Origin of the sequence: Streptomyces sp. NPDC098101 (assembly GCF_044760185.1) — a bacterium.
Lineage (GTDB): Bacteria > Actinomycetota > Actinomycetes > Streptomycetales > Streptomycetaceae > Streptomyces.
Window position 1 is genome coordinate 540,290 of record NZ_JBIWAS010000004.1, and the last position, 16,229, is coordinate 556,518.

12 protein-coding genes are annotated in these 16,229 nt (G+C 73.6%); 11 read left to right on the plus strand and 1 reads right to left on the minus strand.

All coding sequences use genetic code 11. The features are described from left to right. Nucleotides 1-55: 55 nt before the first annotated feature. From ACIQVI_RS20835 to ACIQVI_RS20875, 9 genes are all read left to right on the plus strand, one after another. Nucleotides 56-871, plus strand: a complete 816-nt coding sequence (locus tag ACIQVI_RS20835; protein WP_403598741.1) for a 2,3-dihydro-2,3-dihydroxybenzoate dehydrogenase — start codon at nucleotides 56-58, stop codon at nucleotides 869-871. 227 nt (nucleotides 872-1,098) lie between these two features. Beyond that, nucleotides 1,099-2,226, plus strand: a complete 1,128-nt coding sequence (gene dhbC, locus ACIQVI_RS20840) for an isochorismate synthase DhbC (protein WP_403598744.1) — start codon at nucleotides 1,099-1,101, stop codon at nucleotides 2,224-2,226. Next, entirely contained in the window at nucleotides 2,223-3,893 is a 1,671-nt protein-coding gene (locus ACIQVI_RS20845; RefSeq protein ID WP_351970532.1) for a (2,3-dihydroxybenzoyl)adenylate synthase, read from the plus strand. The genes dhbC and ACIQVI_RS20845 overlap by 4 nt, the downstream gene beginning before the upstream one ends. 73 nt (nucleotides 3,894-3,966) lie before the next feature. Further along, on the plus strand, nucleotides 3,967-4,590 hold the full coding sequence (locus tag ACIQVI_RS20850) for an isochorismatase family protein (protein ID WP_351970531.1): 624 nt from the start codon (nucleotides 3,967-3,969) through the stop codon (nucleotides 4,588-4,590). A 6-nt stretch (nucleotides 4,591-4,596) separates the two neighbouring features. Continuing rightward, nucleotides 4,597-5,268 (plus strand): 4'-phosphopantetheinyl transferase family protein, encoded by a 672-nt coding sequence (locus ACIQVI_RS20855; RefSeq protein ID WP_403597864.1) that lies wholly within the window; start codon nucleotides 4,597-4,599, stop codon nucleotides 5,266-5,268. A 98-nt stretch (nucleotides 5,269-5,366) separates the two neighbouring features. After that, nucleotides 5,367-6,863, plus strand: a complete 1,497-nt coding sequence (locus tag ACIQVI_RS20860; RefSeq protein WP_403597867.1) for an MFS transporter — start codon at nucleotides 5,367-5,369, stop codon at nucleotides 6,861-6,863. Nucleotides 6,864-6,965: 102 nt separating this feature from the next. Further along, the gene (locus ACIQVI_RS20865; protein ID WP_351970528.1) at nucleotides 6,966-7,238 is read left to right on the plus strand and encodes a GlsB/YeaQ/YmgE family stress response membrane protein; all 273 of its coding nucleotides are present in this window, start codon (nucleotides 6,966-6,968) and stop codon (nucleotides 7,236-7,238) included. 397 nt (nucleotides 7,239-7,635) lie between these two features. Continuing rightward, nucleotides 7,636-9,699 (plus strand): sigma-70 family RNA polymerase sigma factor, encoded by a 2,064-nt coding sequence (locus ACIQVI_RS20870; RefSeq protein WP_403597870.1) that lies wholly within the window; start codon nucleotides 7,636-7,638, stop codon nucleotides 9,697-9,699. Between the two features lie 46 nt (nucleotides 9,700-9,745). Beyond that, nucleotides 9,746-10,939: an MFS transporter gene (locus tag ACIQVI_RS20875; RefSeq protein WP_403597873.1), complete on the plus strand. Its 1,194-nt coding sequence runs from the start codon at nucleotides 9,746-9,748 to the stop codon at nucleotides 10,937-10,939. A 42-nt stretch (nucleotides 10,940-10,981) separates the two neighbouring features. Here the strand turns inward: ACIQVI_RS20875 and rph are convergent, their stop codons facing one another. Next, nucleotides 10,982-13,579 (minus strand): rifamycin-inactivating phosphotransferase, encoded by a 2,598-nt coding sequence (gene rph, locus ACIQVI_RS20880; RefSeq protein WP_403597876.1) that lies wholly within the window; start codon nucleotides 13,577-13,579, stop codon nucleotides 10,982-10,984. Nucleotides 13,580-13,829: 250 nt separating this feature from the next. Between rph and ACIQVI_RS20885 the strand changes: the two genes are divergently transcribed. Both ACIQVI_RS20885 and ACIQVI_RS20890 read left to right on the plus strand, forming a co-directional pair. Continuing rightward, nucleotides 13,830-14,498 (plus strand): macro domain-containing protein, encoded by a 669-nt coding sequence (locus ACIQVI_RS20885; protein WP_403597879.1) that lies wholly within the window; start codon nucleotides 13,830-13,832, stop codon nucleotides 14,496-14,498. 70 nt (nucleotides 14,499-14,568) lie between these two features. Continuing rightward, nucleotides 14,569-16,185 (plus strand): ADP-ribosyltransferase domain-containing protein, encoded by a 1,617-nt coding sequence (locus ACIQVI_RS20890; RefSeq protein WP_403597882.1) that lies wholly within the window; start codon nucleotides 14,569-14,571, stop codon nucleotides 16,183-16,185. The last annotated feature ends 44 nt before the right edge of the window (nucleotides 16,186-16,229 follow it).

Here is a 16,229-nt window from a genome sequence, read left to right on the forward strand (position 1 = left end):
GGGCAGACCCGGACCGGGCGGAAACGGGCCGGACGGCGCGGCGCCGGGCGGCGACGTGTCGAACGGTACCGGCCCGCACGGCGAGTTCGCAGGCCGTGTGGCGCTGGTCACCGGCGCCGCCCAGGGCATCGGCGAGGCGGTGGTGCGCGCCCTCTCCGCGCGCGGAGCCACCGTGGCGGCGACCGACCGCTCGGAGCAGGAGCTCAAGCGGAGCGTCGCCCGGCTGTCCGAAGAGACCGGCGCGGACCCGGCCGCCGGGCCGGTCGTCCCGTACCGGCTCGACGTCACCGCGCCGGACGACGTGGCGGAGACCGTGGAGCGCGTCTCGCGCGAACTCGGCCCCGTGGACATCCTGGTGAACGTCGCCGGGGTGCTGCGGACCGGACCGGCCGTCGAGACGACGGACCGCGACTGGGCGGACGTCTTCGCGGTCAACACGACCGGGGTCTTCCACCTGTCCCGCGCCGTCGTCGCCGGCATGGCGGCCCGGGGCTCCGGCTCCGTGGTGACGGTCGCCTCCAACGCGGCGGGCATACCCCGCGCGGACATGAGCGTGTACGCCGCCTCCAAGGCGGCGGCCGTGGCCTTCACCAAGTGTCTGGGCCTGGAGGTGGCCGCCCGGGGCGTGCGCTGCAACGCCGTCTGTCCCGGTTCCACCGACACGCCGATGCAGCGCTCCCTGTGGGACGGCGACTCCGTCCCGGACAGCGTCCTCGACGGCGACCTCGCCGCCCACCGCACCGGCATACCGCTGCGCCGCCTCGCCCAGCCGGAGGACGTCGCGGAGGCGGTCGTCTTCCTCGCCTCCGACCGGGCCCGCCACATCACCATGCAGGACCTCTACGTCGACGGCGGCGCCACCCTGCGCTGACGGCCCGCGCGGCGCGGCCCCCCGGCCCCCGGGGGACCGCGCCGCCCACCCACCTCATCGAACCAAGGAGCCCACCCGTGTCGACGGTCCCCCAGGTCGCCGCGCACCCGCCCGCGTCCGCCTCCATACCCGCGCCCGCCCCCGTACCCGCGCCGGTCGCCGCGCCCGCCGCCGCGCCCGTCCGCCCGTCCGCGCCCACCTCGTCCGCCGTCGGCGCCGCCACCGGACTGCTCGACGCCTTCCGGGCCGGCGACCGCTTCCTCGCCACGCCCACCCGGACCCTGCTCGCCCACGGCGTGCTGAGCGAGGTCCCGCACGGCACCGACCCGATCGCCGAGCGGGTGGCCGACGCCCTCGCCGAGGCCCGCGCCGGACGCCACGCCGCCCCCGTCGTGATGGGCGCCATCCCCTTCGACCAGGACGCCCCGGCCGCGCTCGTCGTGCCCGAGACCGTCCGCACCGGACCGGCCCTGGCCTCCGACCCGCTCGTCGCGCTGCCCGCCGACGCCCCCCGCGCCGGTGCCTGGACGGTCCGTCCGCACCCGGCGCCCGAGGTCTACGCCAAGGGCGTCGCCGCCGCCGTCGACCGCATGTGGAACGGCGAGTTCAGCAAGGTGGTGCTCGCCCGCACCCTGGAGGTGACCGGCCCCGACGAGCTGGACATCGCCGCCATGGTCCGCCGGCTCGCCCGCCGCGACCCCTGCGGCTACACCTTCGCGCTGCCCACCCACCCCGGCCGCACCCTGCTCGGGGCCAGCCCCGAACTCCTGGTCTCCCGGCGCGGCAACCAGCTGGTCTCCAACCCGCTGGCCGGCTCCACCCCCCGCAGCGACGACCTCGCCGAGGACGTGCGGCGCGCGGCGGCCCTCCTGGAGTCCGCCAAGGACCTGCACGAGCACGCGGTCGTCGTCGACGCCGTGCACCAGGCCATGGCGCCGTACTGCTCCACCATCGACGTCCCCGCCCGGCCGTCGCTGATCCGCACCGCCGCCATGTGGCACCTGTCCACCACGGTCACCGGCACCCTCGCCCACCCCGAGGTGTCGGCCCTGGAGATCGCCTCCTCGCTCCACCCCACCCCGGCGGTCTGCGGCACCCCGACGCCGCTGGCCCGCGAGGTCATCCGGGAGACCGAGCCCTTCGACCGCGGCTTCTTCACCGGCATCGTCGGCTGGGGCGACGCGGACGGCAACGGCGAATGGGTCGTCACCATCCGCTGCGCCGAGGCCGAGGAGCGCACCCTGCGCCTGTACGCGGGCGCCGGTGTCGTCGCCGCCTCCGTGCCGGAGGACGAGACCGCCGAGACCGCCGCGAAGTTCCGCACCTTCCTGCACGCCGTGGGAGCCGAGCTGTGACCGCCCCGACCTCTCCCCTCCCGGCCGTCGCGCCCGCCGACGCGCCGTACACCACCCCCACCTGGCCGGCGGAGTTCGCCGAGCGGTACCGGGCGGCCGGCTGGTGGGAGGGCATCACCTTCGGGACGATGCTCCGCACCCGGGCCGAGGCCCACCCCGACCGCGTCGCCGTCGTCGACCGCGCGGGCCCCGGCGGCGCCCGCCGCGCCTGGACCTACGCCGAGCTCGACCTGCGCGCCGACCGCCTCGCGGCCGGACTCTCGGCGCGCGGCATCGGCGCCGGTGACAAGGTCGTCGTCCAGCTGCCCAACGTCGCCGAGTTCCTCGAAGTGGTCTTCGCGCTCTTCCGCCTCGGCGCGCTCCCCGTCTTCGCGCTGCCCGCGCACCGCGAGTCGGAGATCTCCTACTTCTGCTCCTTCACCGGCGCCGCCGCCTACGTGATCCCCGACGTGCACGGCGGCTTCGACTACCGCGCCCTGGCGACCACGGTCCTCGCCCGCTCCCCCGAGCTGCGGCACGTGTTCGTCGTCGGCGAGGACGCCGGAGCCTTCGAGGCGCTGGCCGACGTCCCGGCCGAGCCCGTCGACCTGCCCGACCGCGACCCCTCGGAGACGGCGTTCCTCCAGCTCTCCGGCGGCAGCACCGGCGTGCCCAAGCTGATCCCCCGGACGCACGACGACTACGTCTACTCGCTGCGCGGCTCCGCCGAGATCTGCGCGCTCGACGAGGACAGCGTGTACCTGTGCGTGCTGCCCGCCGCCCACAACTTCCCGCTCTCCTCCCCCGGTTCGCTGGGCGCGCTGTACGCGGGCGGGCGGGTCGTCATGTGCCCGCAGCCGGCCCCCGACGTGGCGTTCCCGCTGATCCAGGACGAGGGCGTGACGATCACCGGCCTGGTGCCGCCGCTCGCGCTCGTCTGGATCGACGCCGCCCCCGGCTCCGCGTACGACCTCTCCACCCTGGACGTGCTCCTGGTCGGCGGCGCGAAGCTGGCCGACGAGGTGGCCCGCCGGGTCCGGCCCGCCCTGGGCTGCACCCTCCAGCAGGTCTTCGGGATGGCCGAGGGCCTGGTCTGCTACACCCGGCTCGACGACGACCCGGAGACGGTCGTCACCACCCAGGGCAGGCCGATCTCCCCGGACGACGAGATCAGGGTCGTCGACGACGAGGACGAGGACCTGCCGGTCGGCACCACCGGCCACCTGCTGACCCGGGGCCCGTACACCATCCGCGGCTACTGGAACGCGCCGGAGCACAACGCCCGCGCGTTCACCGAGGACGGCTTCTACCGCACCGGCGACCTCGTCCGGCTCACCCCGAGCGGCCACCTGGTGGTCGAGGGGCGCGCCAAGGACCAGATCAACCGGGGCGGCGAGAAGATCGCGGCCGAGGAGGTCGAGAACCACCTCCTGGCGCACCCGTCGGTGCACGACGCCAACGTGGTGGCCGAGCCCGACCCGTACCTCGGCGAGCGCAGCTGCGCGTACGTGATCCGCCGTCAGGGGGCGGAGGAGGTCAAGGCGCTGGTCCTCAAGCGCTTCGTCCGGGAACGCGGGCTCGCCGCCTACAAGGTCCCCGACCGGATCGTCTTCGTCGACGCCTTCCCCACCACGGGCGTCGGGAAGATCTCCAAGAAGGACCTCCGCGCGGAGAGCGCGGGCGCCTGACCGCCCCGCCGCCCCTCCCCGCTCCCCCGTCCCACCCCACCCTCACCGCCCCATCCCTCCGAAACGGACCGTCATGAGCCTCCCCGCCGTCCCGCCCTACCCGATGCCCCGCCCCGGCGACCTGCCGGCCAACCGGGTGGACTGGACCGTCGACCCGGACCGCGCCGTGCTCCTGGTGCACGACCTCCAGAACCACTTCCTGGCCCCGTTCGACGAAGGCGCCGAGCCGCTCACCGCGCTGCTCGCCAACCTGAACCGGCTCCGCAAGGAGGCCGCCCGGCTCGGCGTGCCCGTCGTCTACACCGCCCAGCCCGGCGGCCAGACGCCCGAGCAGCGCGGCCTCCAGCAGGACTTCTGGGGCCCCGGCGTCCCGGACGACCCGCAGGCCGTGGCGATCGCGGACGCCGTCGCGCCCGAGCCCGGCGACATCCGCCTCACCAAGTGGAAGTACAGCGCCTTCGTCCGCACCGACCTCCTGGAGCTGCTGCGCGAGCAGGGCCGCGACCAGCTCGTGGTCACGGGCGTGTACGCGCACATCGGCGTCCTGATGACGGCCTGCGACGCGTGGATGAGCGACATCCAGGCCTTCGTCGTCGCGGACGCCGTGGCCGACTTCTCCGAGCGCGAGCACAAGATGGCCCTGGAGTGGGCGGCGGGCCGCTGCGCCGTCGTCACGACCACCGAACAGGTATTCTGACGCGTCATGCGCTACGAGGAGGTCCCGGGCCACCCGGGGGTCGTCACGGCCTCCGTTGCGGAGGCCGCGGCACCGGCCCGCGCGCTCGCGTCCGTGCTCGACGACGACGAGCGCGCCCGGGCCGCCCGCTTCCTGTTCCCGGTGGACGCGGACCGGCACCGGGTCGCCCACGTGCTGCTCCGGCTCGTCCTGGGCCGTCACGTGGGCGAGCCGCCGGAGCGCCTCGTCTTCCTCCGGCAGCCGTGCGCCGGCTGCGGCGGCCCGCACGGCAAGCCGTACCTCCGGGGCCACGACGTGCACTTCTCGCTCTCCCACTCCGGGGACCGGGTCCTGGTGGCGGTCGCTCCGGTGCCGGTCGGCGTGGACGTCGAGACGGTCCCGGAGGACAGCCTGGTGCGGGACATGACGGGCGCCCTCCATCCGCGCGAGCGGGCGGAGCTGGACGCCCTCCCGGCCTCCGTCCGGCCCGCCGCGTTCGCCCGCTGCTGGTCCCGCAAGGAGGCCGCGCTCAAGGTCTCGGGCGTGGGCCTGGCGCGGGGCGCCGCCGAACCGTACGTGGGCACCGTCGGCCGGCCGGCCCCGGTCCCCGGCCTCCGCGTCACCGACCTGCCCCCGTTCGAGGGCCACGCCGCCGCCCTGGCCCTGCTGGTCACCCCGGCGGACCACGCCTCTCCGTGACCGCCCGACCCCTTCGGGTCACTCCGCCGCATGGAACGCCCGGTTCGGGGAACTCGGCCTGAGGGGATCGCCGGGGGGCACGCGACGGAGAGAGAACCATGGCTTCTGAAGTGTCACAGGCCTCCTCACCCGGCCCCGGGGAATCGACGGTCACCACCGCCGTACCCGCCCGCCTCGACCGGCTCCCGTGGTCGCGGTGGCACTGGATGATCGTGATCGGCCTCGGCACCGTCTGGATCCTGGACGGCCTGGAGGTCACGATCGTCGGCAACGTCGCCGGCCGCATCGCCGAGGACGGCAGCGGCCTCGACATCACCGCCGCGCAGATCACCGGCGTCGCCGCGGCCCTGTACGTGGCCGGAGCCTGCTCCGGCGCGCTGTTCTTCGGCTGGCTCACCGACCGCTACGGCCGCAAACGGCTCTTCATGGTGACGCTGGTCGTCTATCTGGCGGCGACCGCGATGACGGCGCTGTCGTTCGAGTCCTGGTGGTTCTTCCTCTTCCGCTTCCTCACCGGCTTCGGCATCGGCGGCGAGTACGCGGCGATCAACTCCGCCATCGACGAGCTGATCCCCTCGCACTACCGCGGCCGGGTCGACCTCATCATCAACGGGAGCTACTGGCTGGGCGCGATCGGCGGCTCCCTGCTGTCCGTCGTGATGCTGGACACCGACATCTTCCCGAAGGACCTCGGCTGGCGGCTCAGCTTCGCCCTCGGCGTCGTCCTCGGCCTGGTCATCCTGCTGGTGCGCCGGCACGTCCCGGAGAGCCCCCGATGGCAGTTCATCCACGGCCACGGCGACGAGGCGGAGGAACTCGTCGGCGCCGTGGAGAAGGAGATCGAGAAGGAGAAGGGCGCCCCGCTGCCCCCGCCGGACCGCGAGATCACCATCCACCAGCGCAAGAGCATCGGCTTCGGCCTGATCGCCAAGACGGTGTTCCACACGTATCCGCGCCGGGCGGTCCTCGGGCTCTCGCTCTTCATCGGGCAGGCGTTCCTCTACAACGCCATCACCTTCGGCTTCGGCACCATCCTGATCACGTTCTTCAACGTGCCCACGGGCAGCACCGGCTACTACTTCGCCGTGATCGCCGCGGGCAACTTCCTGGGACCGCTGCTCCTCGGCAAGCTCTTCGACACGGTCGGCCGCCGGATCATGATCTCGTCGACGTACCTGCTCTCCGGCATCCTGCTGTTCGGCACCGCCTGGCTCTTCGACCGGGGCTCGCTGAGCGCCACCACGCTGACCGCCTGCTGGTGCGTGGTGCTGTTCTTCGCGTCGGCGGGCGCGTCCAGCGCGTACCTGACCGTCTCCGAGATCTTCCCCATGGAGACCCGTGCGATGGCCATCGCCTTCTTCTACGCCCTCGGCACGGCGGCCGGCGGCATCAGCGGGCCGCTGATCTTCGCGGAGCTCACCGAGTCCGGCGTCGTCGGCGACACGGTCCTCGCCTTCCAGATCGGCGCGGGCCTGATGTGCGCGGCCGGTCTCGTGGCCGCCTTCCTGGCGGTCAACGCCGAGCGCCGCTCCCTGGAGGACATCGCGGAGCCCCTGTCGACGGCGCGGCCGTCCTCCTCCGCCGACACGCGATGACGCCGAGGGCGTTTGGATCCGCGAATTGCGCGTATGCGTTCGATGTAAGCGTTCGATAAGCACGGAACGGGCCGAACGGCACACGCGAAGGAGACGGACATCATGGGAATCGTCGCTTGGATCGTCATCGGACTGCTGGCGGGCCTCATCGCGAAGGCCCTGACCCCGGGTCGCGACCCGGGCGGGTTCATCATCACCACGCTGCTCGGCATCGCGGGCGGCCTCCTCGGCGGCTGGCTCGGCAAGGTGATCTTCGGGGTCGACTCCATCGACGGCTTCTTCGAGCTGTCGACCTGGATCGCGGCCATCATCGGCTCGGTGATCCTGCTGCTCCTCTACCGCCTCTTCACCGGCGGCTCGCGACGCCACGCCTGAGGGCGTGAGGCCAGGTCACCCGGCCCCGCACCCCGCTCCGCGTACGGCCCCGCCCTCGCTCCCGACGAGGACGGGGCCGACGCCTGTCCGGCGGCCGGCGGCCCGCCCGCACGGACCGTCCGCTACCGTGGGGCCCGCTCCCCGCCCGGGCCGGACGCGTCCGGGCGTTCCGTCCCGCACGCCGAGGAGGCCCGCGTGTCCCCCGTCCGCCCCTCCGTCGCGTGCGCGGACCACGGCGTTCCACTACCGCCCCGAAGGACCACCGGACGGCCCGGCCGACCCCCGCTCCCCGAATCCGTTCGGGAAAGCCGGGGGATTTCTGTTATCGGCCCGGCGCCCGGTGGTCTCCCATGTGTTGGCCCCCGAGGACGACCGGAACAGGCAGGGTGATTCGAGCATGAGTACACAGCAGCTCACGGAGCTGGTCAGGGCGGCGCAGAGCGGGGATCCGCAGGCCCAGGACCAGCTCCTCACCCACCACCTGCCGCTGGTCTACAACATCGTGGGCCGGGCGATGAACGGTCACCACGACGTGGACGACGTCGTGCAGGAGACGATGCTGCGGGCCCTCGCCGGGCTCGGCGGCCTGCGCGCCCCGGACAGCTTCAGGTCCTGGCTGGTGGCCATCGCCATGAACGTCGTCCGCGGCCACTGGCACCGGCAGCAGACCGGTTTCGCCACCGGCGGCCTCGACGACGTCCGCGACCTCCCCCAGCCGGGCGCCGACTTCGTCGGCCTGACCGTGGTCCGGCTGAACCTGTCGGGCCAGCGGCGCGAGACCGCCGAGGCGACCCGCTGGCTGGAGCCGGACGACAGGGCCCTGCTGTCCCTGTGGTGGCTGGAGTGCACGGGCGACCTGACCCGCTACGAGGTGGCCTCGGCCCTCCAGCTGTCCCCCGAGCACACGGCGGTGCGCGTCCAGCGCATGAAGGCGCAGCTGGACGCCGCCCGCGTCGTCGTGCGGGCGCTCACGGAGAACCCGCTGTGCCCCGACCTGAGGTACGAGCTCGGCGGCTGGGACGGCCGTCCGTCCGGGCTCTGGCGCAAGCGAATAGCCAGGCACGCGCGTGCGTGCGTGCACTGCGCGGGCCTGTCCCACGGCCTCTACCCGGCCGAGGGCCTGCTCGCGGGACTCCTGCTCGTCCCCCCGGCCGGACTGCTGCTCGCGACCTTCCGCGAGCGGGCGGGCCTCGACCTCGCCACCGCGTCCGCCGCGTACGAACCGATGGCGACGACCGGACACCAGGTCGGATACCAGCACGAATACCAGGCCGGTCACCAGCCCGGATACGGGACCGGATACGAGACCGGTCACCCGACGGAATACCCGGCCGGATACGGAAACGGATACGAGACCGGATACGGGACCGGGCACCAGCAGCCGGGAACGACCGGCTACGAAGCGGCGGGAGCGCCCGGCTACGAGACGGCCGAATCCCCCGCGTACGCGTACCCGCACTCGCACGAAACGGCGGAAACGCCCGCATACGCCTACGAACCGATGGAGGCGGCGGAGACGGCCGAGCACGTCTACGCCTACGAGCCGGCGGAGCCGACCGGGTACGAGGCGGCGGGAGCGCCCGGAGCGAGCCCCTCCCCCGTCCTGGGCGCCCGCAGCGCCCGCAACGCGCGGCGCCGCAGGCGGCAGGAGCAGCAGCGTGGGCGCCGGCGCGTGGCCATCGCCGCGAGCATGGCGGTGGCCGCCGTCACCGGTGGGGCCTTCACCCTGGTCAACGGCCCCGACGAGGACGACCTGACGGCCCTGGACGCGCCGCGCGCCTCGACCGTGGACCTCACGGTCCCCGCGTCGGACCCGGCCTCGTCCCCCATGACGGCCACCGCTTCGGCCCCGGTGACCCCGACGGCCACGCCCTCGGGCACGCCGCGCCCCAGCAAGAGCGTCTCCGCCAAGCCCAAGGCCACGCCGTCGGCGTCGGCCCCGGCCACCACGAAGGCCGCCGCCCCGCAGACCCCGCGGCCGACCGCGGACAAGCCGACCGTCAGGCCCACCCAGGCACCCGTCACGAAGGAGCCGACGACCCCGAGCCGCCCCACGGCCACCAAGCAGGACTCCGGTCACACCTCCGTCGAGGAGCAGGTGATCGCCCTGGTCAACGCCGAGCGGGCCAAGGAGGGCTGCGGCGCCGTCACCGGGAACTCGCTCCTGGCGAAGGCCGCCCAGGGCCACTCCGACGACATGGCCGCGCGGGACTTCTTCGACCACACCAACCCGGACGGCGCCGGGCCGGGCGAGCGCGTCACGGCCACCGGGTACGGCTGGTCCACGTACGGCGAGAACATCGCGATGGGCCAGCAGACGGCGGAGCAGGTGATGGAAGCCTGGATGAACAGCCCCGGTCACCGCGCGAACATACTGAACTGCTCGTTCAAGGAGCTGGGCGTCGGCCTGCACACGGGCGACGGCGGCCCCTACTGGACCCAGGTCTTCGGCGCGCGCTGACCCGGGGTCCCGCGCCGGGTCCGGCACCGGGGTTACGGTCGGCGGCATGGTGGGAGATCGTCAAGGGTGGCTCCGGTGCCTGCTCGGCGGGGCCGTGTTCGTCGTGGGGATGGCCGGCACCACGCTGCCGACGCCGCTCTACCCGCTCTACCAGGAGGAGTTCGGGTTCTCCGAGCTGACGGTGACCGTGGTGTACGCCGTGTACGCCTTCGGGGTCATCGGGGTGCTGCTCCTCGCGGGCAACGCCTCGGACACGGTCGGCAGACGGCCCGCGCTGCTGTGGGGCCTGGGGTTCGCGGTGGCGAGCGCCGTCTGCTTCCTGTGCGCCGACGGCCTGGGATGGCTGTACGCGGGCCGGCTGCTCTCGGGCCTGTCGGCGGGCCTGTTCACGGGCGCGGCCACCGCCTACGTCATGGACCTGGCCCCGCCGGGCGGCGCGTCCCGGGCGACGCTCGTGGCGACGGCCGCCAACATGGGCGGCCTCGGCTGCGGCCCCCTGCTCGCCGGGCTGCTCGCGGAGTACGCCCCCGAGCCGCTGCTGCTCCCGTTCGCCGTGCACCTGGTCCTGGCGGTCCTGTCGGCCGCCGTCGTCCTGCGGCTGCCGGAGACCGTGCGGGAGGTCCGGCCCCTGTCCGCCGTACGGCCCCGGTGGCCCGCCCTGCCCGCGCCGGTGCGCCCGGTGTTCGTGCCGGCGGCGCTCGCCTCCTTCGTGGGCTTCGCCCTGTTCGGGGTGTTCACCTCGGTCAGCCCCGCCTTCCTCGCCCGCTTCCTGCACGTGGACAACCACGCCGTGACCGGCCTGGTCGTGGCCCTCGCCTTCTTCTCCTCGACCGCCGGGCAGCTCGCCGTCGGCCGCGTCGGGGTGCCCCGGTCCCTGCCCCTGGGCTGCGCCGTGCTCTTCGCCGGTCTGGCCCTCCTGGCGGGCGCGCTCGCCACCGACCTGTTCGCGCTGGTCGTCCTGGCCGCCGTCGTGGGCGGCACCGGTCAGGGCCTGACCTTCCGCGCGGCCCTGTCCGCCGTCGCCGGGGCCGCGCCGGAGGAGCGGCGCGCGGCGGTGATCTCGACCCTGTTCCTGGTCGCGTACACGGGCATCTCCCTGCCGGTGATCGGCGTCGGCCTCCTGACCGGCCCGCTCGGTCTGGAGCGGGCGGGCCTGGTGTTCACCGGCTGCATGTTGCTGCTCGTCGCCTGCGCGGGCGCCTATCTGCTCCGGCGGCCGGCACGGACGGGGACGGGGTGACGGGACTCGGCCGCGGCCGTACGGGGCGCGGCGGTTCGGGTCTCACGACAGGATCTCGACGTACCCGTCGGTCCCGTGCACGCGGATCCGCTGCCCGTCCCGGATCAGCCGGGTGGCCCCGTCCAGGCCCACGACGGCCGGCAGGCCGTACTCCCGGGCGATCACCGCGCCGTGGGTCATCAGGCCGCCCACCTCCGTCACCAGGCCCGCGATGCCGACGAACACCGGTGACCAGCTGGGGTCCGTGAAGGCCGTGACCAGGATGTCGCCCGCCTCCAGGTCGGCCTCCTCCATGTCGAGGACGACGCGGGCCCGGCCCTCGACGGTGCCCGCGGAGACCGGCAGGCCGACGAGGGCGCCGGCCGGGACGTCGTCCCGCCGGTAGGACCCGTCGAGGGCCTCGCCGTCCGAGGTCAGCACCCGGGGCGGGGTGAGCGTCCGGTACGCCCGGAACTCCTCCTCGCGCCGCCGGACCAGCCCCCGGTCCACCCGCCGCGTACGGACGGCCTCGTGGAACTCCTGGAACGTGAGGTAGAAGACGTCCTCCGCCCGGGCGAGCGCCCCGGCCCGCACCAGACGCTCCGCCTCTTCCAGCAGGGCCCGCTTGTAGACGAAGGAGCGGCTGACGATGCCGTACTTCGGATACTCGCGGTATCCGACGAAGGTCCGGACCCGGTCGATCATCCGCTTGGTCTCGGCGGCCTTCCGTTCCCCGTCGGGCAGGGCCCGCAGACGGGTCAGAACGTCCCTCTCCTTCTCCAGGGCCCTCCGCCGGCCCTGCTCGAAGCGCCGCTCGGCGGCGCCCGGCCCGAAGTTCCTGACGTTGTCGAGGAGGGCGGGCACGAGCGCGGCGGGGCGCTCGCGCCAGCGCGGCCTGGTGATGTCGATCTCGCCGACGCAGCGCATCCCGTACCGGTCGAGGTAGGCCTCGATCGCGTCGCGCGCCCCGGACCCGCCCGGGAGCTTCGGCAGCTCGTCCAGGAAGTCGTCGTCCTCGACGCGGCCCAGGAAGGCCACGACCTCCGGATGGGGGCGGATCGCGTCGGCGACGTCGAGCAGGGCGAGGCCCATCTCGGACGTGATGTTGTCGGGGGCGGAGAGCGTCAGCGTGTCGGCCGCGTTCTTCTCGCCCAGCCACTCGTGGAGCCTGTCGTTGAGCCACCAGGTGGCCTCCATGCCCGCCGTGAGCACCTGGAAGCTCAGCGGATCGCCGAGGACCCGCTTGTGCTCCTCGAAGGCTTCGAGGAGGAAGTCGAACAGCTCCGGTCCGGTCTTCGTCCGGATGTCGCGCTCCAGGGCGGCGACCGACGCCCGGCTGCGCTCGATCAGCGCGGTGACGATCGCCGGATCGGTCGCGAGGGGGGCGGGCGCCCCGGGCCCCTTGGCCGGGCCGGGCTCCGGGTCCGGGAGCGAGGGGACGAAGCCGTCGCGGGCGAGGACGGTCTCCAGGGCGTCCCTGATCAGCGGATCGCCCTTCCCGATGACGTCCAGGAGCGCGGCCCGGCTCGCGGGCGAGGCCAGGCGCCGGGTGACGTCGACGAACAGCCTCCCGCCGGCCTCGTGCATCGGCACCATGGCCGTCAGCTGCCACAGGGAGTACCCCAGGGGCTTCATGGCGTCGGTCATCATCTGCTGGTGGCCGACCGAGACGTAGACGTGGTGGTCACCGTCGCCGGTCTCGGGAACGGGGAAGAGCGTCGTGATCGGCCGGCTCTGGACGATCCGGAAGTCGTCGTCGACCAGACACCACTCGATGTCCTGCGGGCGGCCGAAGCGCGCCTCGATCCGCCGTCCGAGCCGCACGAGCCGCAGGACCTGCGCGTGCGTCAGCGCCGGCCGCTCCCGCCGGTCCGCGTCGACCTCCACCTCGTGCGTGCCGCCGCCGGGCAGGGGCCGGACGGCATACCGCTTGACGGCGATCGCCGCGGAGACGACCTCGTCGTCCCGCACGGTGAAGACGTCCGGGTTCACCAGTCCGGAGACGAGGGCCTCGCCGAGCCCGAGGCCGGCGTCCACCGTGGCCGTCCTCCGGTCGCCCGTGACCGGGTCGGCCGTGAACAGGACGCCGGCCGCCTCGGGGAAGACCATCCGCTGGACGACCACGGCCATGTGGACCGTGCGGTGGTCGATGCCGTTGCGCCGGCGGTAGGTCACGGCCCGCTCGGTGAAGAGCGAGGCCCAGCAGCGGACGACGTGCCGGAGGACCTCCGCCGCGCCCGTGACGTTCAGGTGACTGTCCTGCTGGCCGGCGAAGGAGGCCGTCGGCAGGTCCTCCGCCGTGGCGCTGGAGCGGACGGCGTAGGCCTCGTCCTCGCCGAACCGGACGAGGGCGCCGGTGATCGCCTCCGCGACGTCGTCCGGGACGGCGACCGCCTCGATCGTCCGGCGGATCTCCGCGCCGAGCGCGCGGGTCGCCTCCCGGTCGTCCGGGTCCGCCCGGGACAGCCGGTCGAGCAGTCCGTCGAGCGACGGCGTCAGCGCCGTGACCCGCCGGAAGGCGTCCGTCGTCACGCAGAAGCCGTCCGGCACGCGGACGCCGTCGATCCGCGACAGCGCGCCCAGGTGCGCGCCCTTGCCTCCGACGGCCGCGACCCGCGTCTCGTCGGTCTCCCGCAGGTCCCACACGTACCGCGCGTTCATCGCGCCCCTCTTTTCCGCAGGTCATGGCTGAGGCCGACGATTCTGCGCCACGACCGGGGCCTTGCCGCAAGCCCCCCGGTGCGCTATAAGTTGACCATGGCGAGGAGAGCGATCTCCTCGCCTTTGTCGTTCCCTCGCCTTCGTCGTTACCCCCGGTCCCTCCCGGGCGGATCAGGACGCCGGGGCCGTTGTCAGTGGGGCGCTATAGCTTCGGAGTTGTTCGAGAAGCTGTGCGAGAGGGGGCGGGCCCATGGGTGTCCGGCATGAGTTGAGGGTCGTACTGGTCGATGTGAACGCCGAGGTGGTGGCGGCCTGGCGGTCCGCGTTCGCGGACACGCCCGAGGTCGAGATCCGGCGGGGCTCCCTGCTCGACGTCGACGTCGACGCGTGGGTGTCCCCCACCAACGCGCAGGGCCGGATGGACGGCGGTGTCGACGCCGTCGTCAAGCGGTACCTCGGCGCCGGCATCCAGGTGCGGGTGCGGCGGGCGATCCGCGAGCGGTTCGGCGGGAGCCTGCCGGTGGGCAGCGCGGTGTGCGTCCCGTCCGGGGCCGCCGTGCCCCGGTACCTGATCTCGACTCCGACCATGCACCAGTCCTCGCAGGACGTCGGCGAGACCATGAACGTGGCTCTGGCGTGCGCGGCCGCGTTCCAGGCGGTGCACCTGCAGAACCGGGCCGAGCCCGGCAGCGTCCGGTCGGTGGCCCTGGTGGGCCTCGGCGCGCAGACGGGGCGGGTGCCCGCGCAGGTGTGCGCCAATCTGATGTGGACGGGCTACACCCTGTTCCACGACCACGGGTTCGCGGACTACGACGAGTTGAGGGCCGCGGTGCTGGGGCAGCTCGACGACATCAGGGGAGCGGGGTCCGCGCGGCGGGTCCGGATCGACGTGCCGCAGCCGTCTTCCTTTCGCCGCTGACCCGGAGACCGCTCAGGTCCCGCAGGACGACACCGCCCCCTCCGTACCGAACCCCGGGAGTTCCGCACCCATGACCGACGCCGACGTCTCCGCCTCGGGTGATCCGCTGAAGCTGGCCGAGCTGTTCACCGGCGGCGGCGAGCCCTGGCTTCCGCTGCTCGGGCCGGTGATCGAGGCGCGGCCGGGGGCCGCCGACTTCATCGGCCCGCAGCGGAGCCCGGAGGTCGTGCCGGTACGGGAGTTGACGTTCCAGGCGCTGAAGCCGCATCCGCCGCACAAGTGGAAGGTGGTGGCCTTCGGCCAGAACCCGTATCCGCGGGCGGAGAGCGCGACCGGCATCGCGATGTTCGACAACACCTTCAACGACTGGGAGGACAGCCGGTTCGGCCGGGTGGTCAGCATCCGCTGTCTCATCAAGGCCGCCGCGATGTGGAAGTACGGCATCGCCAAGAAGACGCCGGTCGCCGACGTCCGGGCCCTGCTGGAGAAGGAGGACACGGTCCGGCCGCCGGAGTGGTTCCAGGCGATGCTGACCCAGGGCGTGCTGCTGCTGAACGCGTCCCTCACGGCGAGCGCGGACGGGACGGTGCCGACCGACCGGCACACCGCGTTCTGGCGGCCCGTGGCCGAGCAGATCGTCGAGGAGATCCTCCGGGCCAAGCAGGAGGCCGCGGAGGAGGACCGGGGGGTGGTGTTCACCTGGTGGGGCGCGCACGCCCGGAGCCTGAAGAGGGTCGTCCAGCGGCTGGAGAAGAAGTACCCGGGGGTCGAGGTCCGGCACCTGGACCACGTGAACCCGGCGGCGCAGGGGGACGCCTTCTGCGAGGGCGACCACTTCTCCCGGGTGAACGACGCCCTGGCGGCGGTGGGGGCCGAGCCGGTCGACTGGCTGCCGCGGAAGGGCTGGGACCGGGAGGCGGCGGGGGCCGGCGGTCCGGAGGGCGGTGGTGTCGCCGAGCGGATGGGGGCGTTCATCGCGTCGACGATGGAGCTGCACCAGCTGTATCTGGAGCGGCTCACGAGCGTCAAGGACGAGGGGCTCGTCCTGCCGCCGATCACCGGCGTGTTCGACACCCCGCTGATGGACTTCCCGAAGGCCGTCGAGCCGGTGTCCCGGGTGCTCCGGAACCTGGACGGGCACATCGAGCGGTCGCGTCTGTTCGGCGAGGCGAGGGCCGCGTCGGCGGAGGACACCGGCGGGCTGTCCGCCGACGCGATCGCGGCGCTGTACCTGTACACGTGCGAGTCGGCGTTCTACCGCGAGATCAACGCCGTGCTGCGGTCGCCCGACCGGGAGCGGCTGGTGCCGTATCTGCCGTACCTGCGGCTGCTGTTCTCGGCGGTGGCGGAGCTGCCGGCGCGGAAGCAGCCGCTGTGGCGGGGCGTGGCGCTCGATCTGCGGTCGCAGTATCCGGTGGGGCGGACGGTGACCTGGTGGGGCGTGTCCTCGTGCACGTCCGAGGCAGCCGTGGCCCGGGGGTTCCTGGGGAACCGGGGCAAGCGGACCCTGTTCGAGGTGACGCCGGCGCGGGCGGTGGGGATCCGGCGGTTCTCCGCGTTCACCGGCGAGGAGGAGTACATCCTCACGCCGGGCACCCGGCTGGAGGTGACGGAGGTGAAGGCCGAGCGCGGGGGCCTGTGCACCGTACGGCTGACGGAGCTGGAGGGGCCGGGTCCGGTGTCCTGAAAGGGCCCCGCTCCGGATCGGCCCGGAGCGGTCCGCCCCGGCGC

Coding starts and splice junctions, on each gene's coding strand:
- ACIQVI_RS20850 (WP_351970531.1), top strand. CDS start 3,967: ATGAGCCTCCCCGCCGTCCCGCCCTACCCGATGCCCCGCCCCGGCGAC.
- ACIQVI_RS20855 (WP_403597864.1), top strand. CDS start 4,597: ATGCGCTACGAGGAGGTCCCGGGCCACCCGGGGGTCGTCACGGCCTCC.
- ACIQVI_RS20860 (WP_403597867.1), top strand. CDS start 5,367: ATGGCTTCTGAAGTGTCACAGGCCTCCTCACCCGGCCCCGGGGAATCG.
- ACIQVI_RS20865 (WP_351970528.1), top strand. CDS start 6,966: ATGGGAATCGTCGCTTGGATCGTCATCGGACTGCTGGCGGGCCTCATC.
- ACIQVI_RS20870 (WP_403597870.1), top strand. CDS start 7,636: ATGAGTACACAGCAGCTCACGGAGCTGGTCAGGGCGGCGCAGAGCGGG.
- ACIQVI_RS20875 (WP_403597873.1), top strand. CDS start 9,746: ATGGTGGGAGATCGTCAAGGGTGGCTCCGGTGCCTGCTCGGCGGGGCC.
- rph (WP_403597876.1), bottom strand. CDS start 13,579: ATGAACGCGCGGTACGTGTGGGACCTGCGGGAGACCGACGAGACGCGG.
- ACIQVI_RS20885 (WP_403597879.1), top strand. CDS start 13,830: ATGGGTGTCCGGCATGAGTTGAGGGTCGTACTGGTCGATGTGAACGCC.
- ACIQVI_RS20890 (WP_403597882.1), top strand. CDS start 14,569: ATGACCGACGCCGACGTCTCCGCCTCGGGTGATCCGCTGAAGCTGGCC.